Source organism: Dehalobacter sp. DCM (genome assembly GCF_024972775.1).
Classification (GTDB): domain Bacteria; phylum Bacillota; class Desulfitobacteriia; order Desulfitobacteriales; family Syntrophobotulaceae; genus Dehalobacter.
On sequence record NZ_CP092282.1, the window covers coordinates 4,133,268 to 4,156,762 of the forward strand.

The window sequence follows — 23,495 nt, forward strand, 5'->3', positions numbered from 1 at the left end:
AATTGCATTATACTATAGACGGGCATTTGTTCACATTTTACTTATACTGTCTGTTAAGGGTGTAAATGATGGCTCATATAACTCCCTCACCGCCAAAGAGGGTGAGTTTCATAAGATTCATCGCGTTCAGATAGGCTTGGGTTTCTGCGCTCATGCCTTGTTTCTTGGCCAGCAAGAGCGGCATGTTCTGCTTGGCTGCCAGCGCTGCGCCGGCGAGGGCATCGGGGAAATTCTCCCCTGTCGCCAGACTGGCTTCATCATACCGCGCTGTTCCTGTACTGGCTGTGTCCTGACCGTATTGCTCAAAGTAGCGCGTGACCGCCAGACTCGTCAGATACCTGTCCGTACCGGATAACCGGGTTACCGTCAGGTTCATTTCCTCTTTGAGGATGTCTTCCACTTTTACCGAGATCACGCGTTGACCGCCGATGAGGATAACTTGTTTCGTCTGCCATTCTTTTAATGCACTCACTGTTTCGTCACTAAGTGCTTGACCATCGGTAAACAGTATGGGAATGTGGTGATATCCGGCGTAAGCCGCAACGGACAAAGCATCCGGATAATTCATCCCGGCAGCGAGTACAACCGTATCCGCCGTCGTCGTTCCTGCTTCTTGGAGTATGCGATTGCCAAGATGAACTGCGGTCTCATAGCGGTTTACTCCGGAAATCCTTATCACCGCATAGTCCTTGGCCAGCTTGTCTTCAATTTGCTGCGATATGACCGAGGTTCCGCCCAGAATAACAATCTGTTTAGCTTGCAGACGGGTGATTTCCGCTTGGGTTTCTTTATTAAGAAAGTCACGTGAGGTCAGAAGAACCGGTGCGCTTTTAACGGATGCTAATACTGTACCGGCCAGCGCATCCGGGAAATTCTCCCCACTGGTCAGAATCACACAGTCGGATGTGCGCCATCCTTTTTGACTGATGGCCACTGCCGTAGCATAGCGGTTGGCTCCGGCCAGCCGCTCTGTGGGCGTGCCTTCTTTGCCCATGATAAAGAATTGACAGAGATGCGAGGTCCGGGCACTTAACGTTCCGGTTTGCCAGTCATAAACCCCATCCAATTTGGTAACGCTGCCATCGTCCCCCCGTTTGTAAACCGCGAGGGTACTGGGGTTAATGCCATTAATATCTTCCGCAGAAAGCTTAAAGCGCAAGGTAATCTCGTCGTTCAGCTGACTAATGGGCTTGGTTTGATCATTTTCCTCTCCGGTGATCACGAGCTGATAGGCCCGCATCACGCCCTTTTGTTGGGGGTAAGACAGAAAGAATGTATTGATCGCAGTCACATCAGTTATCGCATTCATCTGAATAGCAATGGTCTGTCCGTTTGTCTGCGGGATATCTCCAGGTGTCATGCTCGCTATGAACGATCCACATTCGATCTGAATAGTCTGACCGGTGCGGGTCATTTCGGCCATCTGAGCGGGAGTATATTGCTGTGATGAACTTTGTGCAGCCGATGGATAGGTTCCTGTACCCTTTATCGCAAAGTCATAAGCGGCTTCGTCAGGATCATCACTTTCAATATGGACTGTTGCGTTTCGGATTCCACCGCCGCTCGGATCAAAGAGGATCTTAAAGGTTGTACTGCCGCCGGCTGGAATGGAATTGGCCGGTAAGGCAATCACGCTGAAGTCAGCCGCATCGTCTCCGCTGAGGGTGACCACAGGCAATCCGCTCAGGGTTAATTCCCCGTCTCCGGTATTTTTTAGTGTAAAGGTTCTTTCGACCGTACCATTGGCCACATCGCTGCTGCCGAAATCCGTGTGGTCACTGCTGGATGGGCTTGTGTCCCCATCGGTGATACTGATTCCATTACCTTGGATATCGATCTCCGGTTTGACTGTGCCTGTTCCCTGTATGTCAAAGATATACGGATTTTCATTACTGTCATCATTGGCTATACTGATCGTTGCGGTTCTCAGTCCTTCCGCACCGGGATCAAAGGTTACCTCAAAGGTGGTGGTACCCGACGGATCGACCAAGTTTGCGGGTTGTGCCGTCACAGAAAAATCTCCCGCATGAGCTCCCGACACCGTCACCGCAGGTATCCCTGTCAGTGTCAACGATCCTGATCCGCTGTTTTCAATGGTAAAAGTCCTGGTGACGCTGCCGCTGGTCAGGTTGGCACTGCCAAATTCCGTATGATCCAAAGCATTCGGGACACTATCCCCATCTGCGATGCTGATGCTGTTTCCCTTAATGTTTATTTCCGGTGCTGTCGTTCCGGTGCCCTGAATAGTGAAGGTATAGGGATTCTCATCACTGTCATCGTTGGCAATCCGGATACTGGCTGTTCGCAAACCGGCTGCACTCGGATCAAAGGTTACCTGGAACGTGGTACTATCCGCCGGGGTTATGGTTGCTGACGATGGTTGTACGGTTACAACAAAGTCTGAGGCATGGGTTCCCTCGACAATAACTTTAGGAATCCCGTTCAGCGTCAAGTCAGCAGAACCGCTGTTGATGACGGTAAAAGTCCGTGTTACCACGCTGCCTTGAATATCGCTGCTGCCAAAGTCGGTGTGGTCTTCGATGGACGGGCTTGTGTCGCCATCGGCTATGCTGATCCCATTCCCTGTGATATCCATCTCCGGTGAAACCGTACCTGTCCCCTGAATCGTAAAATCAAACGGGTTCTCATCACTGTCGTCGTTGGCGATACGAATAGTAGCCGTTCTCACCCCGACTGCGCTGGGGTCAAAGGTTATCTGAAATGTTGTACTTCCCGCTACCTCCACGGTGGCTGACGGTTCTGCAGTCACTATAAAGTCTGCCGCATTAAATCCCTCAACACTGACCTTCGGTATACCGGTCAGTGCCAGTGTCGCGGAGCCGGTGTTCTTAATGGTAAATGTCCGGGTTACTGTACCGATGATCAGGTCTGTACTGCCAAAGTCGGTGTGATCGCTGCTTGACGGTATGACGTCCCCATCCGCAATAGTTGTACTATTGCCTTCGAGAGCGATCTCCGGCGCTGCCGTACCCGTTCCCTGTATCGTGAAATTATACGGATTACTGAAGGGATCATCATTGGCAATGGTAATATCTGCTGTCCTCAAACCGGTAGTATTCGGGTCGAAGGTAATCTTAAACGTCGTGCTGCTATTAACCGCTACGGTATCAGCCGGCAGTGCGGTGACCGTGAATTCCGAGGCATTTGCTCCCGTCACAGCGACCTTCGGTGTCCCGCTAAGTGTCAAAGGCGCCGAACCGAAGTTTCTAATAGTAAACGTTTTGGTCACGGAACCAATCAAAATATCTGCACTGCCAAAGTCCGTATCATCCGTGCTGGAAGGGGTTACGTCATCATCGTAAATGGTGGACCCGTTCCCGTAGATATACATTCGTGGAGCTATGATTGTTATTTGATAAGTGGTAAACTTGTTTTCCACTTGAACCTTCAGCGTCTGAGTTCCCGGGAAGCTACTGTCAAACCAATACACATTAGCCGTCGTAATAGGGACTACCTGAGTTGATCCGTCGGTATACGTTCCCGTGACCACCAATCCGGTAATATCCAGGCTTTCACCTACTCTATATGTCAGCTTCGTTGCCGGTGTGGTAATCGCTAGACTGCTCAATGCCGGAATAATCGTAATCGTGTACGTGGTTGTTCGGCCTTCAAGAGTCACTGTGAGCGTCTGACTATCCACTTCAGTGCTGCTGTTAAATCCCGTGACATTGGCTGCAGACACCGGTATGCTTTGCTGATAGCCGTTATATGAGCCGGTTACTACCATCCCTGTAACGCTCAGACTCTCCCCTACTTTGTAGGTCAGCTTGTTGGCAGGGGCAGTAATCGCAATGCTGTCCGCTAAAGGCGCTGTCCTTAGCGCCGCAGCATTATTGCTGCCGCTTTGGGCTGCCGGTAAAACATAGGCATACGCCGCCCCGTTGGCCTGAAAATGAATATTCGTATCCGCATTGTTTTGCGGAAGATACATATAAAGCTTGCCCTGGCTGTCTGCAGTCATGCCATTGCCACCAAAAGCGTATGCTACCTCTCCGTGTTGAATAACCATGTCGCTGGTCAGCGTGTTTATCTCTCTACCCAACAACGTAAGCGTCGTCTTATACACCGGCTGATTGCTGGCATTAACCGGCGTACCGCTGATATAGCTTGCTTTAATCGAACCGCCGTTGAACACAATCGTACCCGCAGCACCATTAAATCCCGGACCAATGCTGCAGTTACCTCCCTCAGCCGTAACTGTCCCCCCGTTAATCGTAATATTGCCGCAGCCACCATACGTGACATACGGTGGAAGGTCAGGCTCACCACCCCCGATACCGGCTCCTCCACTATAGCTACCAATCGCATTCACCGTACCGCCATTAATAATGACCGTACCATTGGATCCGCCTTTGCCGCCGCCGATCCCCGCGCCGTCGCTGCCGATGGCATTGACCGTACCGCCGTTAATAATGATCGTACCGCTGGTACCGGCACCCCAATTGCCGCCGATCCCCGCCCCGGCCATATTGCCATATGAACTCAGGCTGCCGGTGCTTTCCGATGTGATCGTTAATCCTGCCCCGGAAATGACCGAAAGCCCCGCACGGTAATACCCGCTTCTAAGTAAATTCTCCCCTTGCAGGGTAAGGTTAACATTGGCGCCGCTTTGGATAAAGAACGCAAAGCAGCTGGATATGGCACTGACGTCCACCGTCAGATCGCTTATCGTCATATTATGAGTCCCGCTGGATACCTGGATAAAGTTCGTTGTGGAGGTTCCGGTGATGACATAATCGCCTGTGTACGGAACGGTTACACCATTTTGGGAGTAGTCTGTCGCGTTAATCGTGATCGTACCATCCGCAATATTGATTTCGCCTGGCACCGCATACACCCGCGATGGGTTGTCTAAATCAGGCAGGATCCCCAGTGCTGCAAACAACACCACGAACAAGATCAACAACCCGCTTTTCAGTCTCTTTATCTCCAGTAATTTCATCGGCGCTTCTCCTCTAACTCTATCTATCATGAATTATTTCTCTCTTAATAGAAAAACCAATACATCTTACGGTATTGGTTAATTAATGAAAATTATAAATTTCAATTAATGATTTATTTCATTATGTCGGATTCAGAATTTATTGTCAATATATGAAGAATTATGTAAGAATATGCATTGAGAATTAGGGCAACCGAGGGGCGGGCAACCGAGCAACCGAGGGGAGCAACCGAGGGGAGAGCAACCGAGGGGACAGAGCAACCGAGGGGACGGACACAACCGAGGACACAACCGAGGGGACAGGTACCGCGGTTGCTCCGGATATTTCTATCATGACACCAGCCTAAAGGGTACATCCATAAATCAACACGAAAATACTCCAATTATATAGTATTTATGGTATAATATGGTATATTGTGTATTTTTGTCTTAGAGGGGGGTTGCCAATGCCGAGAGCAGCGAGAATAAAAAGCAAGACCGGGATATACCATGTCATGCTGCGCGGTATTAATCGCCAAGATCTCTTTGAGGATGATGCCGATCGTCAACGATTTGTTGAAACACTTGAAACATGCCAAGAGAAAAGCAGGCACACCCTTTTCGGATATTGCCTCATGAGCAACCATGTCCATTTATTATTACGCGAGAATAATGAACCTCTTGCCGTCACTATTAAGCGATTAAGTTCCAGTTACGTCTATTATTTTAACTGGAAGTACTCCCGCTGCGGACACTTATTCCAAGAAAGATTTAAAAGTGAAGCTGTTGATACAGATGCCTATTTTCTTACCGTTTTACGGTACATTCATCAAAATCCTGTAAAAGCCAAGATAGTCACTGATATTATTCACTATGCCTGGTGCAGTTATCGGGCGTATCTCCAAGGGAGTATCCTTATAAATGCGGACTTTGGTTTAAAAATGTTTTCAGAGAACCACCAGCAAGCAATTCAGGCATATATTGAGTTTCATAAAAGGATAACCCGTGAGCAATGCTTAGATTTAGAACACAGCCTAAAGATTAGTGATGATGAGGCCAGGGAAATTATTAAGAAATACGCAAAGGTCAAAAATATGCATGAGATATTACGCTTGGAAAAAGGAAAACGAGATGAGTTGGTAACCAGGCTCAAATCCAGCGAAGGTTTAGCCCTACGGCAAATTGCGCGCATCACCGGATTGAGCTATTATCTCATTCAGAAATTATAGGTCCCGGCTGTATAGATAATGTCAAGGCGGAGGAGATTTATCCATGGCAAATGTCATTAACTCGTTTTCAGTTTCCGGTGTTAATGCTTACCCAGTCCAAGTAGAAGTCATGACGATGAACGGACTGCCTTCCACCACTATCGTTGGTCTAGGTGATACGGCCGTGAAAGAGGCTCGACAACGAATTGAAGCGGGCATAACAAGTTCCGGCTTTACCTATCCTGAGAAAAGGGTCGTTATTAATTTAGCACCGGGAGAAATGAAAAAAAGCGGATCACATTATGATTTATCTATGGCTATCGGTGTCCTTATCGAAACCAAGCAGCTGTTCCCAAAGACAGAAGAGCTTTCTCAAATTGGATTTATCGGGGAATTATCCTTAAACGGCGACATTCGTCCTGTGAGTGGTGTGTTGCCTATGGTAATTGCCGCCAGGGAAAAGGGGCTAACGCGATTATATCTCCCCGCAGGCAATCTAAGCGAAGCTTCCCTGGTCAGTGGAATAGAACTCTTAGCTTTTTCCAGCTTGCATGAGATAGTAGGCTATTTACACGGATTAAGCTTCTATATTCCTCCAAGTGACGATAATCAACCAGATGAAGAAAACCTTCAAAGCAGCTTGGACTTTTCTGACATTCTTGGTCAGGATGTTCTAATCGAGTATGTCGTTGCTGCAGCAGCCGGCGGGCATAATATGCTTATGATTGGCTCCCCTGGCTGCGGCAAATCCATGATTGCCAAACGCATTCCCACGATTCTTCCGGCCCTTACTGAGAAGGAAGCTTTAGAAATCACCAAAATCTACAGTGTGGCAGGATTTCTTAGGAATTCAAGTCTAATTAAAGAACGACCGTTACGTTCTCCACATCACAACGCGTCTACCAATGCGCTTGTCGGCGGCGGAAGCCCGATTGTTCCGGGAGAGATCTCCCTTGCTCACACAGGAGTTCTGTTTCTGGATGAGATTGCCGAGTTTGAGAAAAAAGCCTTGGATGCTTTAAGACAACCAATGGAAGACGGCATGGTTACCGTCTCCCGGGTAAAAAGCACTCACACCTTTCCTTGTCAATTCATGCTGGTTGCGGCGATGAACCCGTGTTCCTGCGGCTATTATGGTCAGTCTCGCTGTCGCTGTACTGATTATGAGGTTCTAAAGTACAGACGAAAAATCTCCGGGCCCATTCTTGATCGCATCGATGTCCAGAAGTATGTTCACCCTGTTAACTTTTTAAGCTTATCTTCCCCTAAGACAGGAAAATCCTCTGCAGAACTTAGAGAACAAGTACAGAAAGCCAGGGAAATACAATCGAATCGCTTCAAAAGCAGCCCCAAAGTCAATTCCAATGCCCAGATGAATGAGGCTCTGATCAAAGAACACTGCGAACTGGAAGCAGGTGCAAGGAGTCTTATCCATCACGCCTTTGAGAAGTATGAGTTCTCTGCCCGTACCTATAATAAATTCTTAAAGCTAGCCAGAACCTTCGCTGATCTCAATGAATCGAAGATGATTCGTCGACAAGATATCACTGCTGCACTGATGTCGCGGGATCTGGATAAAGATCGCGCAGGAATGCTTGTAACTTGAGAGGTTAGCATGGATGTATTTTGGATTTGGTTAACACTGATTAACGGCTTGGGGCCAATCACACAAAAAAGGCTGCTGGATTGTTTCCATACGCCTGAGAATATTTTTCATGCATTTAACAGTCGTTCAGAGTGCCTTCCTAGATTATCCCAGAATATTTTGAAACAATTAGAAGATAAATCTTATCTGGAAAAAGCAAGCCGGATAGAAGAACAAATGTACAAAAAGGATATAAAGCTTCTGACAATCCATCATCCGCACTATCCTTCCCTTGTTAAAAATGTCCGAGATTTTCCTGTGCTTCTATATTATCGATCAAAACTGCCCCTCCGGCCTAGTGGAATCGGAATCGTCGGCAGTCGTCGTTGCACTTCGTATGGCAAAGAAATCACGATGGCTGTGGGCGATTTCCTGGCCAAAGAAAATATTCCTGTGGTAAGCGGCATGGCTAAGGGTATAGATGGATATGCCCACACAGCGTGCATCCAAGCAGGGGGATATACAACAGCCTTCCTTGCCCATGGGGTTGATATGTGTTACCCGTCTGAGCAGAATAGCCTGATGGATAGGATTATTGACCATGGTGCCGTCATCTCTGAGTACGCTCCCGGAGTCAGACCGAAGCAAAAATACTTCCCCAGACGTAATTATTTACTCAGCGTCTGGATTGACAAACTCTTAGTTGTGGAAGCCACTGAGCGCAGCGGTGCCCTCATTACAGCCAGTATGGCAAAAAAGCTTGGCAAAGAAGTTTTAGCTGTCCCGAACAACATCTATCAAGATGAAAGCAAGGGAACAAATCGCTTAATCAAAGATGGCGCAACCATATTCTTAACCAACGACCAGCTACTTTTAAAACAAAACGACGATAGCATTCTTTCTAAAGCAGAGCCGGAAGGCGCATTAAATCGGAATAAGCGTGTTGGGGATAAACGTAATCGCGCTCTTAGTGTGATCGAAAAAAGCATCTATGACGCCCTTACAACACCAAAACCTCCCGAAGAACTCCTCGATCTGCTTGAAGGAGATTTCGTGAGGCTTAACGACATATTATTTTCCATGGAAATGGACGGAATTGTACGCGTATTACCCGGCAACTTAATCGCCAAGGTGCAATCAGGCTCCGTTGTATAACTATCAGACTTCGGAGCTCGCCAAAGAATCAGGCGAACCAATCGTTATAACCAATAAAGGAGAAGCGGATCTCGTTGTTTTGAGTATAGAAGCCTTTGAGGAAAGAGAAAAAATGTTCCGCCACAGAGATAAGGTATACGCGGCAGAACTCTCGCGCCTGAACAGCATGCCGACTTACTCTCCGGAGCAGATCCACGAGGAATTGGAGGCTCTTTATGCAGCCGCCGAGAAGTAAGCTGGTTTATCTCGCACCAGCAAGAGATTGGGTTGGGTTGTGGTCTACTCGGTTGTGCGCGGTTGCCCTAAAAAAAGAAAAAAGTGCTAAATCACTTTCTTTTCTAGTTCTGTTATTCGATTCTTTATTTTGCAGCATCCTCATCAAAATATTTAACTATACTTTTTATGTCTTTTTGTATTTTTCTTTGTTCTGATCTCAAGTCCTTAATATCCTTTTTCATTTCTTCTTGTCCAGTTTCGAGCTTGTTTAATTTTTCTAAAATCATGTCAAGCTTATCCATTTGGTAAACATCTCCTTGTTTATTATGTTAGCATAACATAATACAAAATTAAAGGATGTAATCATTAATTTTATGAATATCATGTGTTCCAACGCTTACCAATTATTGAATCGAAATGGGAAGAGAGTCGATCCTTCCGCATTGAATCGGCTCTCTTTTTTACTGGTATATTCAAATACCAATCAAATTGTTAGGATGTGCAGAACATTCAACCGCGGTACCTGTCCCCTCGGTTGCCCTAGTGTTTCAAAGTACTTGAAAAACTCGAAAACTTTAACTTGAAAAACTCTGATAACTAAAGTGTGCAAACTTTTTCAACTTTTTCAACCATATTCATTGTGATTGTACTATCTTCAAGGCTGCTATTCTATTGATGATGTCTTTGACGGTTACAAGCAACTTGTTAGGATGTGAAGAAAAACACTCAACCGAGGTACCTATCCCCTCGGTTGGTCCGGTTGGTCAAGTCAGGAAATGTCAGATTCGTCACTGGTGACGAATCTGACATTTCCTGACTTTTGGATGAGGAACGGGATGAATTTTATCGCTTAATAACTCGAAAAACTTTAACTTGAAAAACTCTGAAAACTTTGAAGTTTATTATCACATGGATCAGCTTTTTATATAAGGCACTCTGTTTTATCAAGCGCTTACGTACTATCCGGAAATCCAAGCAACATGTAAATAGAGCAAAGATTTTGGATAGGCTAGTTTGCTCTATTGCTATACACTTTCTTATTTTGCGGTTACCTTACGATGACAACCGTGGTACCTGTCCCCTCGGTTGCCCTGTCCCCTCGGTTGCCTAAGATTTTGGATAGGCTAGTTTGCTCTATTGCTATACACTTTCTTATTTTGCGGTTACCTTACGATGACAACCGCGGTACCTGTCCCCTCGGTTGCCTTACCAATTATTGAATCGAAATGGGAAGAGAGTCGATCCTTCCGCATTGAATCGGCTCTCTTTTTTACTGGTATATTCAAATACCAATCAAATTGTTAGGATGTGCAGAACATTCAACCGCGGTACCTGTCCCCTCGGTTGCTCCTTAAAGTCAGGAAATGTCAGATTCGTCACTGGTGACGAATCTGACATTTCCTGACTTTGGGATGAGGAACAGGATGAATTTTATCGCTGAATAACTCGAAAAACTTTAACTTGAATGGATCAGCTTTTTATATAAGGCACTCTGTTTTATCAAGCGCTTACGTACTATCCGGAAATCCAAGCAACATAAATAGAGCAAAGATTTTGGATAGGCTAGTTTTGCTCTATTGCTATACACTTTCTTATTTTGCGGTTACCTTACGATGACAACCGTGGTACCTGTCCCCTGTCCCCGCGGTTGCTCCCGCGGTTGAGCTCCTCGGTTGGTCCCCCTCGGTTGGTCCGGTTGCTCTATGTCAGAAAGAAGCCGCTAGTTAATATCTAGCGGCTTCCTCTTAAGAACATTTCTCTCTTTTTGCAACCTGTTAAAGTACGCTCAATGAGAGATTATTAAACTATAGAGTTACAGATACACCAGCGACAGGAACTGACAGCAGGTTAGTAGCATTGTCAACAATATTCATTGTAGGTAATGCTTTCAGAACTAAACCAGAGGTCAGATTAGCAGCTGTAACATCTGCTTCAAGAGTGAACACTAACGTTGTTGTGTCATTCTTGGAATCAGCAACCAACAGAGATACAGCATCGTTTGTAGCTACAGCAACTCCACCGATGTAGAGCTGGAAGTCAGTAGCATCGATTGCAACAACTGTCTGATCTACTTGTTCAGAGAAAGTTACAGTTACTTTATTTGCCGCAGTCAATTTAGCAGAAACGATTGTCGGAACAACGTTCTCTTTAATATCTACAGTGCCATAATACGTTGTCATCGGAACAGACGATCCATTAGCTTTGACATTAGCAACAGTTACGTTACGAAGACCTGTGAACAGGTTGGAATTAGCAGCGAGGTTCAGTACAACAGTCTGAGTAAGGTCGCCAGCTACAGGCAGCAAGGTTACAGAGCTAACAACAGCTCCTGCTACAGAGTAGTTTGCTGCGGTTGTAGCGGAAGCGCCATCAACAGCTTTGTCAAATTTTACAGTAACTTTGTTGTTATCAGCACCAGCTGCAACAGCTGTTACAGTTACAACATTTGCATTGGAAGCAACACCATCTTCGCCACGTGTAAAGGTGGTTGCTGTAGTGCTATTAGCTTCAATACCAGCAGCCGTCTTAACATCAGCACTGAAATCAAGAGCTAATGTATAAACAGCAGCTTTGTTAGCTCCAACTAAAGAAGCAAGAGCAACACGGATAACTTTTTTGCTTACTGCGGAATTTTTGTAAGCAACAGCAACTGCGCCAGTGTTAACACCAGTGGTGGTTACATAGTTCAGAACATATGAACCTGTGCCAGTAACTGTCGGAGCAACACCGAGATCTAAGTCTTTGTCAAAAGTAATTTCGAGGTATTCTTTTTTGTCAACACTGTCAACGACTACAGCTGTCGATACAACCGACGGAGCTGCAACGTCTTTTGTGAGGACTACAACAGAACTTACAGCAAGTCCAGCTTCTCCGCTTAAATCAGTAAAGGCAGAGACTGAAACAGTTGTAAGACCATCAAGAGCATTAGTAAATGTTACAATATATTTAGTAGCATCTGTAGCATCTACTTCTGTGGTTACTGTGGCATTGCCAGCAATAGCAACAGCCGGAGCTGCAACTAATTGCTCGGAGAATTTAACTGCAAGTGTTTTAGCGCCTGTTTGAGTAATGGAAGCAACTGTCGGCTTAACACCATCGAGAGCACCCTTTGTAAAGGTAGCAGTAGCCGGGTTCGGTGTCAAGATATTGCCAGCCATATCTTGTGCGCCGATAAATGTAGCGGTAACAACTTTACCAGCAACGATACCAGCATCAAGTGTAAATACAACTTCAGCTTTAGCACCAGCACCAAAATCAGTCGTAACTACAGCAGCAGTGCCGTCAGCTAAGGTGTAGGTAACAGTTCCCAGAGTCTGAATAGGCTCGGAGAAAACAACTTTATAGGTACTTGCGGAAGTAGCTGTTGTGGAAACGATTGATGGAGCAGTAGTATCTGCAGCGATGGTGATCATCTGTGCATATTTAACAACTGCTTCGCCAGTCGTAGCTTTAATACCATCAACAACAACGTCATAACGTTTTGAAAGGGCATTAGCAGCTGTAACGGTAAGAGTCTTACCATCAGCACTTAATACACCGGTCAGAGCGCCGGAAAGTTTAGCGTCTAAAGTGGTAAAGGTAATAGTAGCTGTAGCAGCAAATGCACCACTCTTGCCATCGGCAAATAAAGTAGCTTTGTCAACAGCTTTGTTAAATACAACGCTTACCTGAGTAGCATTGATAGCACTTACCGACTGAACAGCTAAACCAGCATAAGTGAGCTGGGCCGCAACAGCGGTGGTTACAGCAGAGGTTCCGCCAACAGCAACAACCAAGCTGGTGGAAGCTAATTTAGCGTTTACAACGCTTGCAGCAGCAACACTGCTGCCATTGGTCAAAGCAACGAATGCATTGTATTTAGCAGCCAGCGGAGCAACGCTCAAAGCGTCAACGCCAGTTGTGCCATTAGCAACATAAACTCTGTCATAAGCATAGGTCAGGGTGTTAGCAACAGCACTGTTTGTTGCATAGCGGTCAGCACCGGCGATGCGGGTGTAACCCGTGATGTCAGCAACTTTAGCTGTTCCGCCAACGATGTACTTGGTTGCGCCAACAGCTGTACCGGAGAATGTTCCGTCAGCATTGGCCAGCATGATGGCATATTTGTTTTTAGCGGCATAGGATGCAATCGACAGAGCGTCGGGAACTGCATTGAAGCCAACTACAAATGTACCTGCAGGGCTGGTCAGTAACGCGTTGACTTTGTCAGCAGTAGCCTGACGGCCAGCGCCTTTCAGGACAACGATGTCAACACCGGTCATGGCGTCAACTTCAGCAGCGACTGCATCGGAAATTGCACCGACGATATAAACCTTGGTAGCACCCAGAGCTGCAATTTTAGCTTTAACAGCAGCATTTAAGGAAGCTTTGGAGGTAATAAGGATCGGGGCGTTTTCCTGAGCTGCCAGCGGAGCTGCAGCCAGTGCGTCAACGAGGTTAGCATTGTCGGAAGCAGCAAGAACTACAGTAGTCCCCCATGTGCTTGCACTTGCGATATCGAGAGCGGTTTCAATACGGTTTGCGCCGGAAAGTCTGGTGCTGTCGGCAGTAGCGCCGAACATGGCAGCAGGCATCAGGGTCAGAACCATAGCTATGATAGCTAATACGGCTATCTTCTTCGTTCTACTCATTTAGTCAAATCTCCTCTCTTTCTTTAAAGGGTCTTTTTTGTCTCGGGATACTGATTCAATTCACTTTTATGTTTATACTATTGAATCAATCTCCCTTTACCTGGGTGCGGATACTCTTTTTCACCCCCCTTAACAGTGTCGCAAAGATTATCCTTAGACATTGCGCAATATCTAAAGGCACCACCCACTCGGGGGCGTCCCCCCTCTGAGCCTCGTTCCTCAGGGGCGGTCATCCCTTTAGACGTTTTATAGGTAAAGAGAAGCCAAAGAAGCTCCTCGCACCTTCCTAATACTATTCTTTAAAGATAGCAATATTCCTGCTTTTGTCTGTAACTTTTTTCACAGTAAATACTGGTTATCCCTAAAAAATGACAAAATCATCCTGGAATCGCACTTAGTAATTCTACCTTATTTCGCCGTAAATTTCCACATATTTTTGAGATTAAACCTGCTTATAAAGACGTATTTGGCATTATTTATCTGATGCAGGGCGCTTTTTTTCTGCAAAATCTCTTAATTTTGTTATTTTTCTTCATTTATTACTCATTTAATAATCCCCTTAGATCAGCCCTAAAGCTTTTACTTCGGATAATACAGAGGGTGGCAAGGCTTTCGTGCCGCCGATAGCGATAACTTTTCTTCCTTTATAGTTTAATAACAGCGTTCGCTGCTCCGTCGTCAGTCCGTTCGGCGCTACCAGCAGAATCGTGGTATTTCCCCCGGCAGCCAGGATTCCTCCCGTTAATGCGTCCGGATAATTCATCCCTGTGGCGATATACAGATTGTTCCCTTCCGGCTCATTGTCCCTGAGCACCGCCGCCGAGGTGGCATACCGGTTGCTGCCGCTGATCCGAACTGCTCCCGGAAGCGCGGCCAGCACACTGCTGCTCACAGCGGCTGTACCTCCGATGACCTCGGTAGCGGTGACTGCATCTATTCTTAACCTATTTTCTGTCTGACTGTTTAAACTCGCTGCATTGGTGAGCAGAATCGGTTTACCCTCTATAGCGGCATTGGCCGCTGTCGAGATCGCATCGGGGAAATTGGCGCCGTTAACAACGACAGCGGAGCCTTTCGTCCCTAATAAATCGGCGACGGCGGCGGCTGTTCCGTACCGGTCACTGCCTTCGATCCGCGTCACGGAGGTGAGGGTTTCCAGCTTAGCCTCGACAGCGGCGGATACTGCGCCGGTGCCGCCAAGGATATAGACCTTGGACGCGCCAAAATCAGCGATGGCCTTATAGACATTGTCCGGGAGATTATCCCGATTCGTCAGCAGGATCGGCGCGTGGTATTTATAGGCCAGGGGTGCCCCAGCCAACGCATCCGGAAAGGCATCGGCACGGGCGATAATCACCGTATCCGCGCCGGTCGGGAAAGCTGTCCGGGCGATCTGCAGGGCTGTTGTTATCCTGTCTGTTCCGGCGATACGGTCTCCCGCGGATATCGCACTCCAGCCAACCCGGTAGGTTCCCGGCTCGTAAATAGCCGCCTTCACAGTGGTTCCGTTACCGGTGAATCCTCCGCCGATCCGAATCCAGCGTGAACCGCTCCATCGGTATATATATGCCATATAACCTGATTCTGCTCCTGCGCCTATTGAATTAGGAAGTACGGCATCAATACTTAAATCGAGAACCTTTTGCGGCTGGGCTTCGCCCCAGTTAATCGCGAAGGTCTCACCGCCGGTTATCCCCGTGGGGAATTCACCGGGGGTATCGGTTTTGGCCAGTGATAGGCTTATCTTTCTATCCCTGTGCATACTGTCCACCCCTAAGGCGAAGGCACCGGCAGAAACCGTCAATGTCGCCCCCGTCTCCTCCCCGGTACTTCCGGCGGAGACGATACCGCCATCCCAGCCCAGAGAAGCTGGCGAAGTAACTGTTTGCGGAGAGGACAGTGTTTTCAGAGCACGGTAACAATCCAAGCGTCCATAGCCATAGCTGTCATCGCGGCCTTCCGCGCCGAGATCATAAGCCGAACTAAACAGGGCTTTCTTCACTTCCTGTGCGGTCAGCTGAGGATATTTGCTCCAGATCAGCGCCGCTGCGCCGGAAACAAACGGGGTCGCAATCGACGTTCCGGTAACATAGGCGTAACCCGATTCCTTCGTCGTCCAATAGGTGGTAAGGATCTTATCGCCGGGAGCCGACATCGCCATTTCCGGGCCAACCAGTGAAAAATCCGTAATCTGATCGTTAATATCCACAGCCGACACCGCCAGAACCTCCGGATGTGCCGCCGGATAAGAAACCAAACTGCTGCGTACCGCCGCTTGCTGGGCAATGCTCTGTGGCATCCCCTCTTGATTATTGCCGGAGGATGCGATAAGCAGACACCCTTTAGCCGCTGCATAATCCAAGGCATCATCCAATATGTCATTTTCAGAGTCTGCGCCGATACTCATATTAATAATGTCAGCGCCATGATCAGCTGCCCAGACAATGCCGTCAGCAATAATATCATCTTCCCCCTGGCCGGTTTCATCCATGACCTTAACCGGCATAATTTTCGCTTTATACGCTACCCCGATGATCCCACGGCTGTTATTCAGTGCCGCAATCAGCCCGGCTACGGATGTGCCATGACCATGATCATCCTGAATCGCTTGGGTAGAGGTACTTCCGGTATAGGCATTGTACCCGCCGACAAGGTTACTGACCGAACCGTCCTGCAATTCCGTGCTGTTGAGGTCGACACCGGTATCAATAACGGCAATGACAATGCCTTCCCCCGTAGCCCCTTCATCCCAGGCTTGATCCGCACGCACCTTGCGCAGGCTCCACTGGTCACTGTATTCCGGATCGCTGATGGCAGCCGTAACCGCCATCTCATCCATGGTATAGGTCTTACTCCATTCAGCACAGATGACAATCGGCGATTGAAGCACCTTCCGGACAATCCCTTCCCTGTTCGCCTCGTTAAGGCCACGGTACTGAAACGTGGCATAATTCAACGGCCCCGTCCGGATTAGCTCTCCGCCCGTAGCCGTTGCTAATACGTTTAAATCTTGGGGATTCGCATCTGCAGCAACCTGTACAATTAAACGTACTGCGTCAGGATCATATTCGCCGGTTAAAACCGACGTGTATCCGCCTTCTTGGCTTGGTGCCGCCAAGGCATAACACGGCGGAACATTTCCTATTAATAGAATCAGCGTCAGTAACACGATAAGTTTTTTCATTTTACTGCGTACCCTTCTTAAGTAATTAGCTCAGTTTATTAACGTCACTTTCCATATTCATTTTGCATTCAAAACCAATTCATTAATTTCCAGCTGTAATCTTACCAATTTAACATCCATTACCGTAAAAAGATGATATCATATATAAGAATATTATCACATAAGGACATCAATAGGCATCCTAAACTCCAGCAAAAGCATTCACACAAATCATCAACAAATCTTCCATATATCTTCCATTCTCTTAAGAGCAGTCTGTATGTCACATACCGGCGTCAAGCGGAGCATGGATTGCGCAGCGCAACGGTCCATGGATGACGGACCATGGATGGTCCTAAGTTCAAATTCACCACGGATGGTAATAGAATTTGAACTTCCTGTTAACGATTGCAATTCGCCAAGGAAGGCAAAAGAATTTTAACTTCCGTAATGCAAATTCATGGATGGCGCTATCTGCCGAAAGCGGCATGTGACATACAGACCTACCCCAAATTAGCGATTAGTTATCAGCAAATGAACGGATAGTTCTTTATGATTCGCCAAAATAAAACATTTTCCTTTTTTTACAAACAGGATTTAAGCCCCTTTCGGAGAATTAGTATAAAATGGAACTCCATGTTCCAAAAAATAGAATAGAAAACCCAAACAGACAACATTCAGATGGAGGAAAGCATATGTTCATTAAACTGAATAGGCACGAAACAGCAATGAAGCGGCTGGTGAAAAAAGGAATTACCACTTTGACCCTGGCTTCTTTTATTGCTTCGAATATTTTACTGGGGACCATCAGTCCCATCCCCCAGGCATACGCTGAAGACGGTATCTCTCAGACTTATACGCGTTTCGCCGGTGACAGCCGGGCCGAAACGGCGGTGGAGATATCCTCTAATAACTGGTCGGATGCATACAATGTAGTGTTGACACGTGAGGATGCTTTTCCTGACGCACTGGCCGGAGCAGTCCTGGCCAACAGCGCGGTGGTCGGTGGCGGGCCTCTGCTGCTGACTCATTCCAAAACCCTGCGTCCGGAGGTTTTGCAGGAAATGAAACGCCTGAATACCTCCAAGGTGTTTATTCTGGGCGGGACCGGTGCAATCTCAGCGGATGTGGAAAGCGCGCTCAAAGCCAATGGCATTTCCACTGTGCGCATTAAGGGAAGCAATCGTTACGAGACTGCCGCCAATATCGCCATCACTTCCGTGGAAAACAGTTCGCGGGCTTTTCTGGCTTCCGGTCAGGTGTTCGCGGATGCACTCAGCATTTCTTCCTACGCGGCCGCCAATGGTATTCCGCTCCTGCTGACGGACACCAAAAAAGTCCCGACAGAAACCCTGAATGCCTTAAAGAAAATGGGTGTCACCGAAATCACCCTAATCGGCGGTGAGAGCGCCATCAGCAAAGACATAGCGACTCAACTGCAAGCAGCCTCTTATAACGTAACCCGGATCAGCGACCTGGATCGCTATAAGACCAATGTGGCCATCTTAAACACTCTTCCTTTTAATAAAGATAAGATCATCGTAGCCACCGGCGATAACTTCCCGGATGCCCTGGCCGGATCCGTCCTGGCAGCCCGGAATAATAATCCGATCCTGCTGGTACCCAAAGACGAAAATAAACTGCTCAATACGCCAACCGCATCCTATATTAATACGAACCGCAGCAGCGTCAGCAGTTTCTATCTGCTCGGCGGCTGGGATGTGATTAATCCGAAAGTGCAAAATATAATACGAACAGGAAAAATTACTTCCCGTATCTCCCTGCAGTTCTGGGATGGCTATGCCAGCACGTCAACTTACGAAACACAGCTTTCTTATGTGCCCGGCTACGTCGGGGATTATATCGATATATTAGTTCCCAATTTTTTGGGAGCTAGACAGAGTGACGGCAGTATTACCTCTATTAACCCGGATGGCAGTTTTGCCTATCGTTTCAGTAGTTCTGATATACCCAAATACCTTGTTTCCTTGGGGCAGAGCAACGGTGCCCGTGTGGTTCCGATGGCCATGGCCAGCGGCAGTACCGCTGACAAAATGCTGCAGGACCCCGTGAAACGCAGTACATTTGCCGCCAGTGCCTTAAAGGTAGTAAAAGAAACCAATGCGGATGGTATTTTAATTGATATGGAAGCGTTATCGGAAAAATCCGAAGCAGGGCTTACCAGTTTAATGCAGGAGCTCTATGCCAGCCTCCACCCCATTGGCAAGCTGGTGATGGTCTCTGTCATGTCCAAAACAGATCCTGCCGTGGAATGGTGGTATGACGAGTATAATTACGCGGACCTGGCTCAGTACACCGACTATATCCAAATCATGACTTATGATTACTCGACCTCCCAACCCGGACCCATCGCACCGCCGGATTGGATGAAGAAGGTCATATCCTATGCCGTGACCGAGATCCCTTCGGAAAAGATTCTGATGGGCGTTCCTTATTACGGCAGAGCTTGGCGCAAGGATACCACCGATCCGACAAAATGGCTCTATAAAACGTTTGGCTGGGCAATGGCCACGCAAACGGCAGAACAATGCGGTGCAACGATCACCCGTTACACAACCCTGACAGACCCGGTGGGCATCCCCACTTTCAAGTATACCGATGAGAACGGCTATAACCGGACCTGTTATTTTGATGACCGTCTCAGTTGGAGCGTGAAACTGGATATCATGGATCAATACAATCTGGGCGGAATCGGCGGCTGGTCCATGGGATGGATCAACACGGTCAGCTCGCCGGAGCTCTATCCGCTGTTAAAGGAAAGAGTCTAAGCAGTAATATATCAATAGGTTATGGCAAATTATTGAAAATATTTTAAGAAAATGATTGCATTCACTCAAAATATGGATTATAATGACTTTACAAAGCGATAATAGCAAACTTGTCGAAAGGCAAGGACGCAAAGCTACGGGCCTAAATCCTTCGGGATATGGTCGCCGGGTTGCCGAAAGTGGAGTTAATAGGTAAAGATAACACCTGATTCGGCATCCGAGTCAGGTGTTTTTTCTGTTCATGAAACAACACCATCAAACTAAATAACAGCAAAACGATACTGGCAAACCCGTCGAAAGGCGGGGACGCAAAGCTACGGGCCTAAATCCTTTGGGGTATGGTCGCCGGGTTACCGAAAGTGCAGGACAGCAGTCTATGCTGTTTAAACGCCCGCTTTAGGTGACCCCCGAAGCGGGCGTTTATATTTTCAAGATTTGACGAGCAAGTAGAAGGAGGATACATATGTTTAAGAAAAATATCACCGTAAAAGTAATCGCCGTTATTCTGACCGCCTTGTTTTTCCTGCCGCTGGGCAGTGCCAAAGCAGAGGCAGCATACAGTATCGGTTTTCAGACTGAAACGGTACAAGTGACTTCTCCTTCAGCCAATAATCTCCAATATGACCGGTCCTTTACCATTGCCGGAACAAGCTCCTTGCGCTCTGTCTGGGTATGCCTGCGCGGTCCGGCCGGTGAGATCACCACCTATCCGATCACCGTTTATAATGGCTCATTTTCCAAAGAAATCTGGCTGCGCTTCGGTGCAGGTACTTATACCGTCTGGGTTGGCGACAATAACAAGCAATTTGACGGACGCATCCGTTTTGAAGTGCAAAATACATCCACAGACGATTATTTCAATCTGACGCCATCCGGTCTGGTCAACAGCGATAATAAAGCCGTTATCAATCTTGCCAATTCTCTGACCACCGATAGCATGACCGAAATGCAGAAAGTCAAAGCGATCCATTCCTGGGTTACCAAGAATATCAAGTACGACACCCAAGCCTACTACGCCGGGAAAATCGGCAATTACTCCGCCACGGATGTTATCAACAGAAAACTGGGTACCTGCCGTGACTATTCCTTCGCTTTCGCAGCCTTATGCAGAGCCTCCGGCATCGAGACCCGGGTCGTATACGGAAATGCCTGGAGCAGTTCCCAAAAGAAATATGAATTGCATGCCTGGAATGAAGTTAACGTTGACGGCGAATGGCTCAGTGTCGACACCACTTGGGATGCCGGCTATATCAAAAACAGCAAATTCGTTGTCGCCAGCACATCAAAATATATCGGTATGAACCCCGCAACATTCAATAAGACACACCAGCTGACGAAAGTAACGCTTTACTAATAAATCATTGACTATCCGGAAGATATCATAATAACATAACAATTAACATTGACCATAGACTACTCATATACATTTCCACTGAAAGAAGCCGCTGCAAACGCAGCGGCTTTCTTTTAACTCTTAAAACAAATCATACAAATCAAACATACAAAACCAACATTCAAAAACATAAGATCAGGCAAAGCAATGTATGCCAGCGTCAGCGGAGCAGGATAGTTTTTTATTCCTTATTAAAATAATCACTGATATTCTGGTTCGCCACAATCGGCTGATACCGCGCACGCAAAACAACTTCATTCTGCCGGGTCAGTTCACGGAAGGCCATCTCGATACGACCCACAACCATCTTCGTATTCTCCGCATTGATTCCCTGAAGGATCAGAATGTACTGCAGTTCGCCCCACATCGCACAGACGTCACCTTTACGCAGGCTTCTGGCTAAGATATCTTTTAAGATCGCAAACGCTTTGTCGGCGCGGCTCCGATCCAATTCCGCCCTGCCGCTCAGCTGGAGAGATAAAAGCACGGTAAACACGGATTGCCCGTTACGTTCCACACGGCGTCTTTCCAGATCATAGATAGACTTAAAGGTCTCTTTATCGCAGAAGAACGGTCCGCTGTCGTCATTGCTGCTGGTCATTTCCTCCTGCACGGAGTCAATATCCGCCCGGGCAGATTTATCCTTGGCGGTGATCCGGTTGTACAGATTCTTCAGTTCGGCCGACGGCCGGACACCAAGCTCCTGATACAGCTTACTGGTTATGTATTCATAGTTCTGGCGGGCATCCTTTACTTTTCCCTCTTTCAGCAGGGCTTCCATCAGCAGAATGTGAAATTCCTCTTCCAGAGGCTCGTTTAAAATAACTTTTTCACACACTTCAATAATTGCTTTGACCTGGCCCCGATCATTCAGCAGGGCGCAGTAATCTTCCATCGCCTGGAGATATAAGCGGCGATAGTGATTTCGGAGCGGGATCGTCCATTCGGTATACATGGACTCCGACAGGTAACACCCTTGATACATGGCGAGTATGCTCTGGTAGCAGCTCAGGGCTTTTTCGAGATCGGACCCATTGCTCATTTTGGCTGTGGCATAATTCTTCTCGAATTCGTCGATATCCAGCTGGAAATTGGCATCCGGATTCCAGCCATAACAGCCATGGGAGTAAATAATCAATTGGCTGTCATTGTCTTTGGCATCGGCTTCATCCGGTTCCCCTTTGTTTAATTCTTTACGCAGCCGATAAATCATCGTCCGAAACGCTTTATTGGAATACTCGTAGTCTTGATCCGGCCACAGCGTTTCCTGGATGGTTTCCGGCATGATATTTTTACCGCGATTGGTTATAAAGTACTTAAAAAGATCCCACATCTTCTGCGATTTATGGGATTCTGCAGACAAAACAGTACCGCCTCGTTTGACAGAAAACTGCCCAAAGGTACGGATGATGATCCGATCATCTTTATATGGTTTTTGGTCGGTTTCAATTGCATGTATCATTTTTTTCTTCCATACCCATAATTTTACTATTTGTGTTAATTTATTATATATTAACTCATTTGTTTCTACAATACAGCTTTTAATCCAAGCAAACAAAATTTAATCCGATTAAACCAACTGGTTTCGACATTATTTTTTGTCGGTTATCTTCTCCAGTTCGGCCCTGACTGCAAGCCGTTCTGTCTTGGTGTGGCACGTCGTCAGCGTCAATACGTTTTCCTCGGTAGGTTCGATCAGACTCCAGTCATTGATCGCGATGGGTTTGACGGTTTCCACCAGATACGTATACACTTTCGTTTTATAGGTAATGTAGATAGGGTCGCCAGCCTGTAATTTGTAGAGATTGCGGAACCACGAGCCATACATGTTCTTATGGCCGGCAACGGCTGTGTTTCCCTTACCCGGCAATGCCGACTCGACGTACCATCCGGGTCCGTCAGCCAGTGACGCTTGGGTCGTACCCCGGACGACAACCGCGGAGATATTGATATCCGGAATATCAATAAACATCATGGCATCGATTTTTCTGGGAGGCGCCTGGACTTTAACCGGTGCGGTATTTTCGACTACAGGCGATTCCGTGGTGGCCGCTTCGGTGTCGGTCTGATCAACCGCCGCGATCTGCGCATTAAGTTCTTTTTCCAGCTGCGCCTGCAAGTAATATGCTTTCACGTTCGTATACAGCGGATAAAGGCACACAAGAATCCCGATAATGATTAGCGCAATCGATATCCTGTTGATGCTTTTTTTACTTCGCAATCCCATTCCTACCCCTCCGGATTCTTAAAAGCTCGCTCCATTCACTTTATGACACACGCACCATTCTCATTACGTCATACTCATTACGTCATAGCAAGGATCCTGGGTAAGAAAAGTCCGGGATGGATAAAGTACCCCGGACTTATGATCTTACTTTGATTATCGGTGTTTATTGCATTTTCATCAAGACTT

12 protein-coding genes and 2 riboswitches are annotated in these 23,495 nt (G+C 47.1%); of the genes, 6 read left to right on the forward strand and 6 right to left on the reverse strand.

Going from position 1 to position 23,495, the window contains the following annotated elements:
* Positions 1–73: 73 nt before the first annotated feature.
* A complete protein-coding gene (locus tag LPY66_RS19335) occupies positions 74–4,993 on the reverse strand; it encodes a choice-of-anchor D domain-containing protein (protein ID WP_337985870.1) in 4,920 nt (1,639 codons plus the stop codon).
* A gap of 416 nt (positions 4,994–5,409) precedes the next feature.
* Between LPY66_RS19335 and LPY66_RS19340 the strand changes: the two genes are divergently transcribed.
* From LPY66_RS19340 to LPY66_RS19355, 4 genes are read left to right on the forward strand one after another with little or no spacing between them, the layout of a single operon-like run.
* Positions 5,410–6,171, forward strand: a complete 762-nt coding sequence (locus LPY66_RS19340) for a transposase (protein ID WP_337985871.1) — start codon at positions 5,410–5,412, stop codon at positions 6,169–6,171.
* Positions 6,172–6,214: 43 nt separating this feature from the next.
* On the forward strand, positions 6,215–7,756 hold the full coding sequence (locus LPY66_RS19345; RefSeq protein ID WP_337985872.1) for a YifB family Mg chelatase-like AAA ATPase: 1,542 nt from the start codon (positions 6,215–6,217) through the stop codon (positions 7,754–7,756).
* A 9-nt stretch (positions 7,757–7,765) separates the two neighbouring features.
* On the forward strand, positions 7,766–8,890 hold the full coding sequence (dprA, locus tag LPY66_RS19350) for a DNA-processing protein DprA (protein WP_337985873.1): 1,125 nt from the start codon (positions 7,766–7,768) through the stop codon (positions 8,888–8,890).
* Complete coding sequence (locus tag LPY66_RS19355; protein WP_337985874.1) at positions 8,883–9,125, forward strand: type II toxin-antitoxin system prevent-host-death family antitoxin; 243 nt, start codon at positions 8,883–8,885, stop codon at positions 9,123–9,125. Before dprA ends, LPY66_RS19355 begins: the two co-directional genes overlap by 8 nt.
* A 124-nt stretch (positions 9,126–9,249) precedes the next feature.
* Here the strand turns inward: LPY66_RS19355 and LPY66_RS19360 are convergent, their stop codons facing one another.
* The 3 genes from LPY66_RS19360 to LPY66_RS19370 form a co-directional block, all read right to left on the reverse strand.
* A complete protein-coding gene (locus LPY66_RS19360) occupies positions 9,250–9,408 on the reverse strand; it encodes a hypothetical protein (RefSeq protein ID WP_337985875.1) in 159 nt (52 codons plus the stop codon).
* A gap of 1,503 nt (positions 9,409–10,911) precedes the next feature.
* Positions 10,912–13,737 (reverse strand): cell wall-binding repeat-containing protein, encoded by a 2,826-nt coding sequence (locus tag LPY66_RS19365; protein ID WP_337985876.1) that lies wholly within the window; start codon positions 13,735–13,737, stop codon positions 10,912–10,914.
* A 559-nt stretch (positions 13,738–14,296) separates the two neighbouring features.
* A complete protein-coding gene (locus LPY66_RS19370; RefSeq protein WP_337985877.1) occupies positions 14,297–16,921 on the reverse strand; it encodes a S8 family serine peptidase in 2,625 nt (874 codons plus the stop codon).
* Positions 16,922–17,595: 674 nt separating this feature from the next.
* On the opposite strand from LPY66_RS19370, the gene LPY66_RS19375 reads away from it, so the two are divergent.
* Together LPY66_RS19375 and LPY66_RS19380 are read left to right on the forward strand one after the other, a co-directional pair.
* Positions 17,596–19,689, forward strand: coding sequence for a cell wall-binding repeat-containing protein (locus LPY66_RS19375; protein WP_337985878.1), 2,094 nt, complete (start codon positions 17,596–17,598; stop codon positions 19,687–19,689).
* Between the two features lie 93 nt (positions 19,690–19,782).
* Positions 19,783–19,867, forward strand: a riboswitch (cyclic di-GMP riboswitch).
* Between the two features lie 95 nt (positions 19,868–19,962).
* Positions 19,963–20,047, forward strand: a riboswitch (cyclic di-GMP riboswitch).
* Between the two features lie 105 nt (positions 20,048–20,152).
* Positions 20,153–21,043, forward strand: a complete 891-nt coding sequence (locus LPY66_RS19380) for a transglutaminase domain-containing protein (protein WP_337985879.1) — start codon at positions 20,153–20,155, stop codon at positions 21,041–21,043.
* 220 nt (positions 21,044–21,263) lie between these two features.
* Here LPY66_RS19380 and LPY66_RS19385 read toward each other — a convergent pair whose 3' ends face one another.
* Both LPY66_RS19385 and LPY66_RS19390 read right to left on the reverse strand, forming a co-directional pair.
* Entirely contained in the window at positions 21,264–22,544 is a 1,281-nt protein-coding gene (locus tag LPY66_RS19385; protein ID WP_337985880.1) for a BTAD domain-containing putative transcriptional regulator, read from the reverse strand.
* Positions 22,545–22,673: 129 nt separating this feature from the next.
* Entirely contained in the window at positions 22,674–23,309 is a 636-nt protein-coding gene (locus tag LPY66_RS19390; RefSeq protein WP_337985881.1) for a sortase, read from the reverse strand.
* Positions 23,310–23,495 lie beyond the last annotated feature (186 nt).

Bases quoted from the DNA above. Each gene is read 5' to 3' on its own strand.
- LPY66_RS19375 (WP_337985878.1), top strand. From the start codon at position 17,596: ATGTTCATTAAACTGAATAGGCACGAAACAGCAATGAAGCGGCTGGTG.
- LPY66_RS19380 (WP_337985879.1), top strand. From the start codon at position 20,153: ATGTTTAAGAAAAATATCACCGTAAAAGTAATCGCCGTTATTCTGACC.
- LPY66_RS19360 (WP_337985875.1), bottom strand. From the start codon at position 9,408: ATGGATAAGCTTGACATGATTTTAGAAAAATTAAACAAGCTCGAAACT.
- LPY66_RS19390 (WP_337985881.1), bottom strand. From the start codon at position 23,309: ATGGGATTGCGAAGTAAAAAAAGCATCAACAGGATATCGATTGCGCTA.
- LPY66_RS19370 (WP_337985877.1), bottom strand. From the start codon at position 16,921: ATGAAAAAACTTATCGTGTTACTGACGCTGATTCTATTAATAGGAAAT.
- LPY66_RS19340 (WP_337985871.1), top strand. From the start codon at position 5,410: ATGCCGAGAGCAGCGAGAATAAAAAGCAAGACCGGGATATACCATGTC.
- LPY66_RS19385 (WP_337985880.1), bottom strand. From the start codon at position 22,544: ATGATACATGCAATTGAAACCGACCAAAAACCATATAAAGATGATCGG.
- LPY66_RS19335 (WP_337985870.1), bottom strand. From the start codon at position 4,993: ATGATAGATAGAGTTAGAGGAGAAGCGCCGATGAAATTACTGGAGATA.
- dprA (WP_337985873.1), top strand. From the start codon at position 7,766: ATGGATGTATTTTGGATTTGGTTAACACTGATTAACGGCTTGGGGCCA.
- LPY66_RS19345 (WP_337985872.1), top strand. From the start codon at position 6,215: ATGGCAAATGTCATTAACTCGTTTTCAGTTTCCGGTGTTAATGCTTAC.
- LPY66_RS19365 (WP_337985876.1), bottom strand. From the start codon at position 13,737: ATGAGTAGAACGAAGAAGATAGCCGTATTAGCTATCATAGCTATGGTT.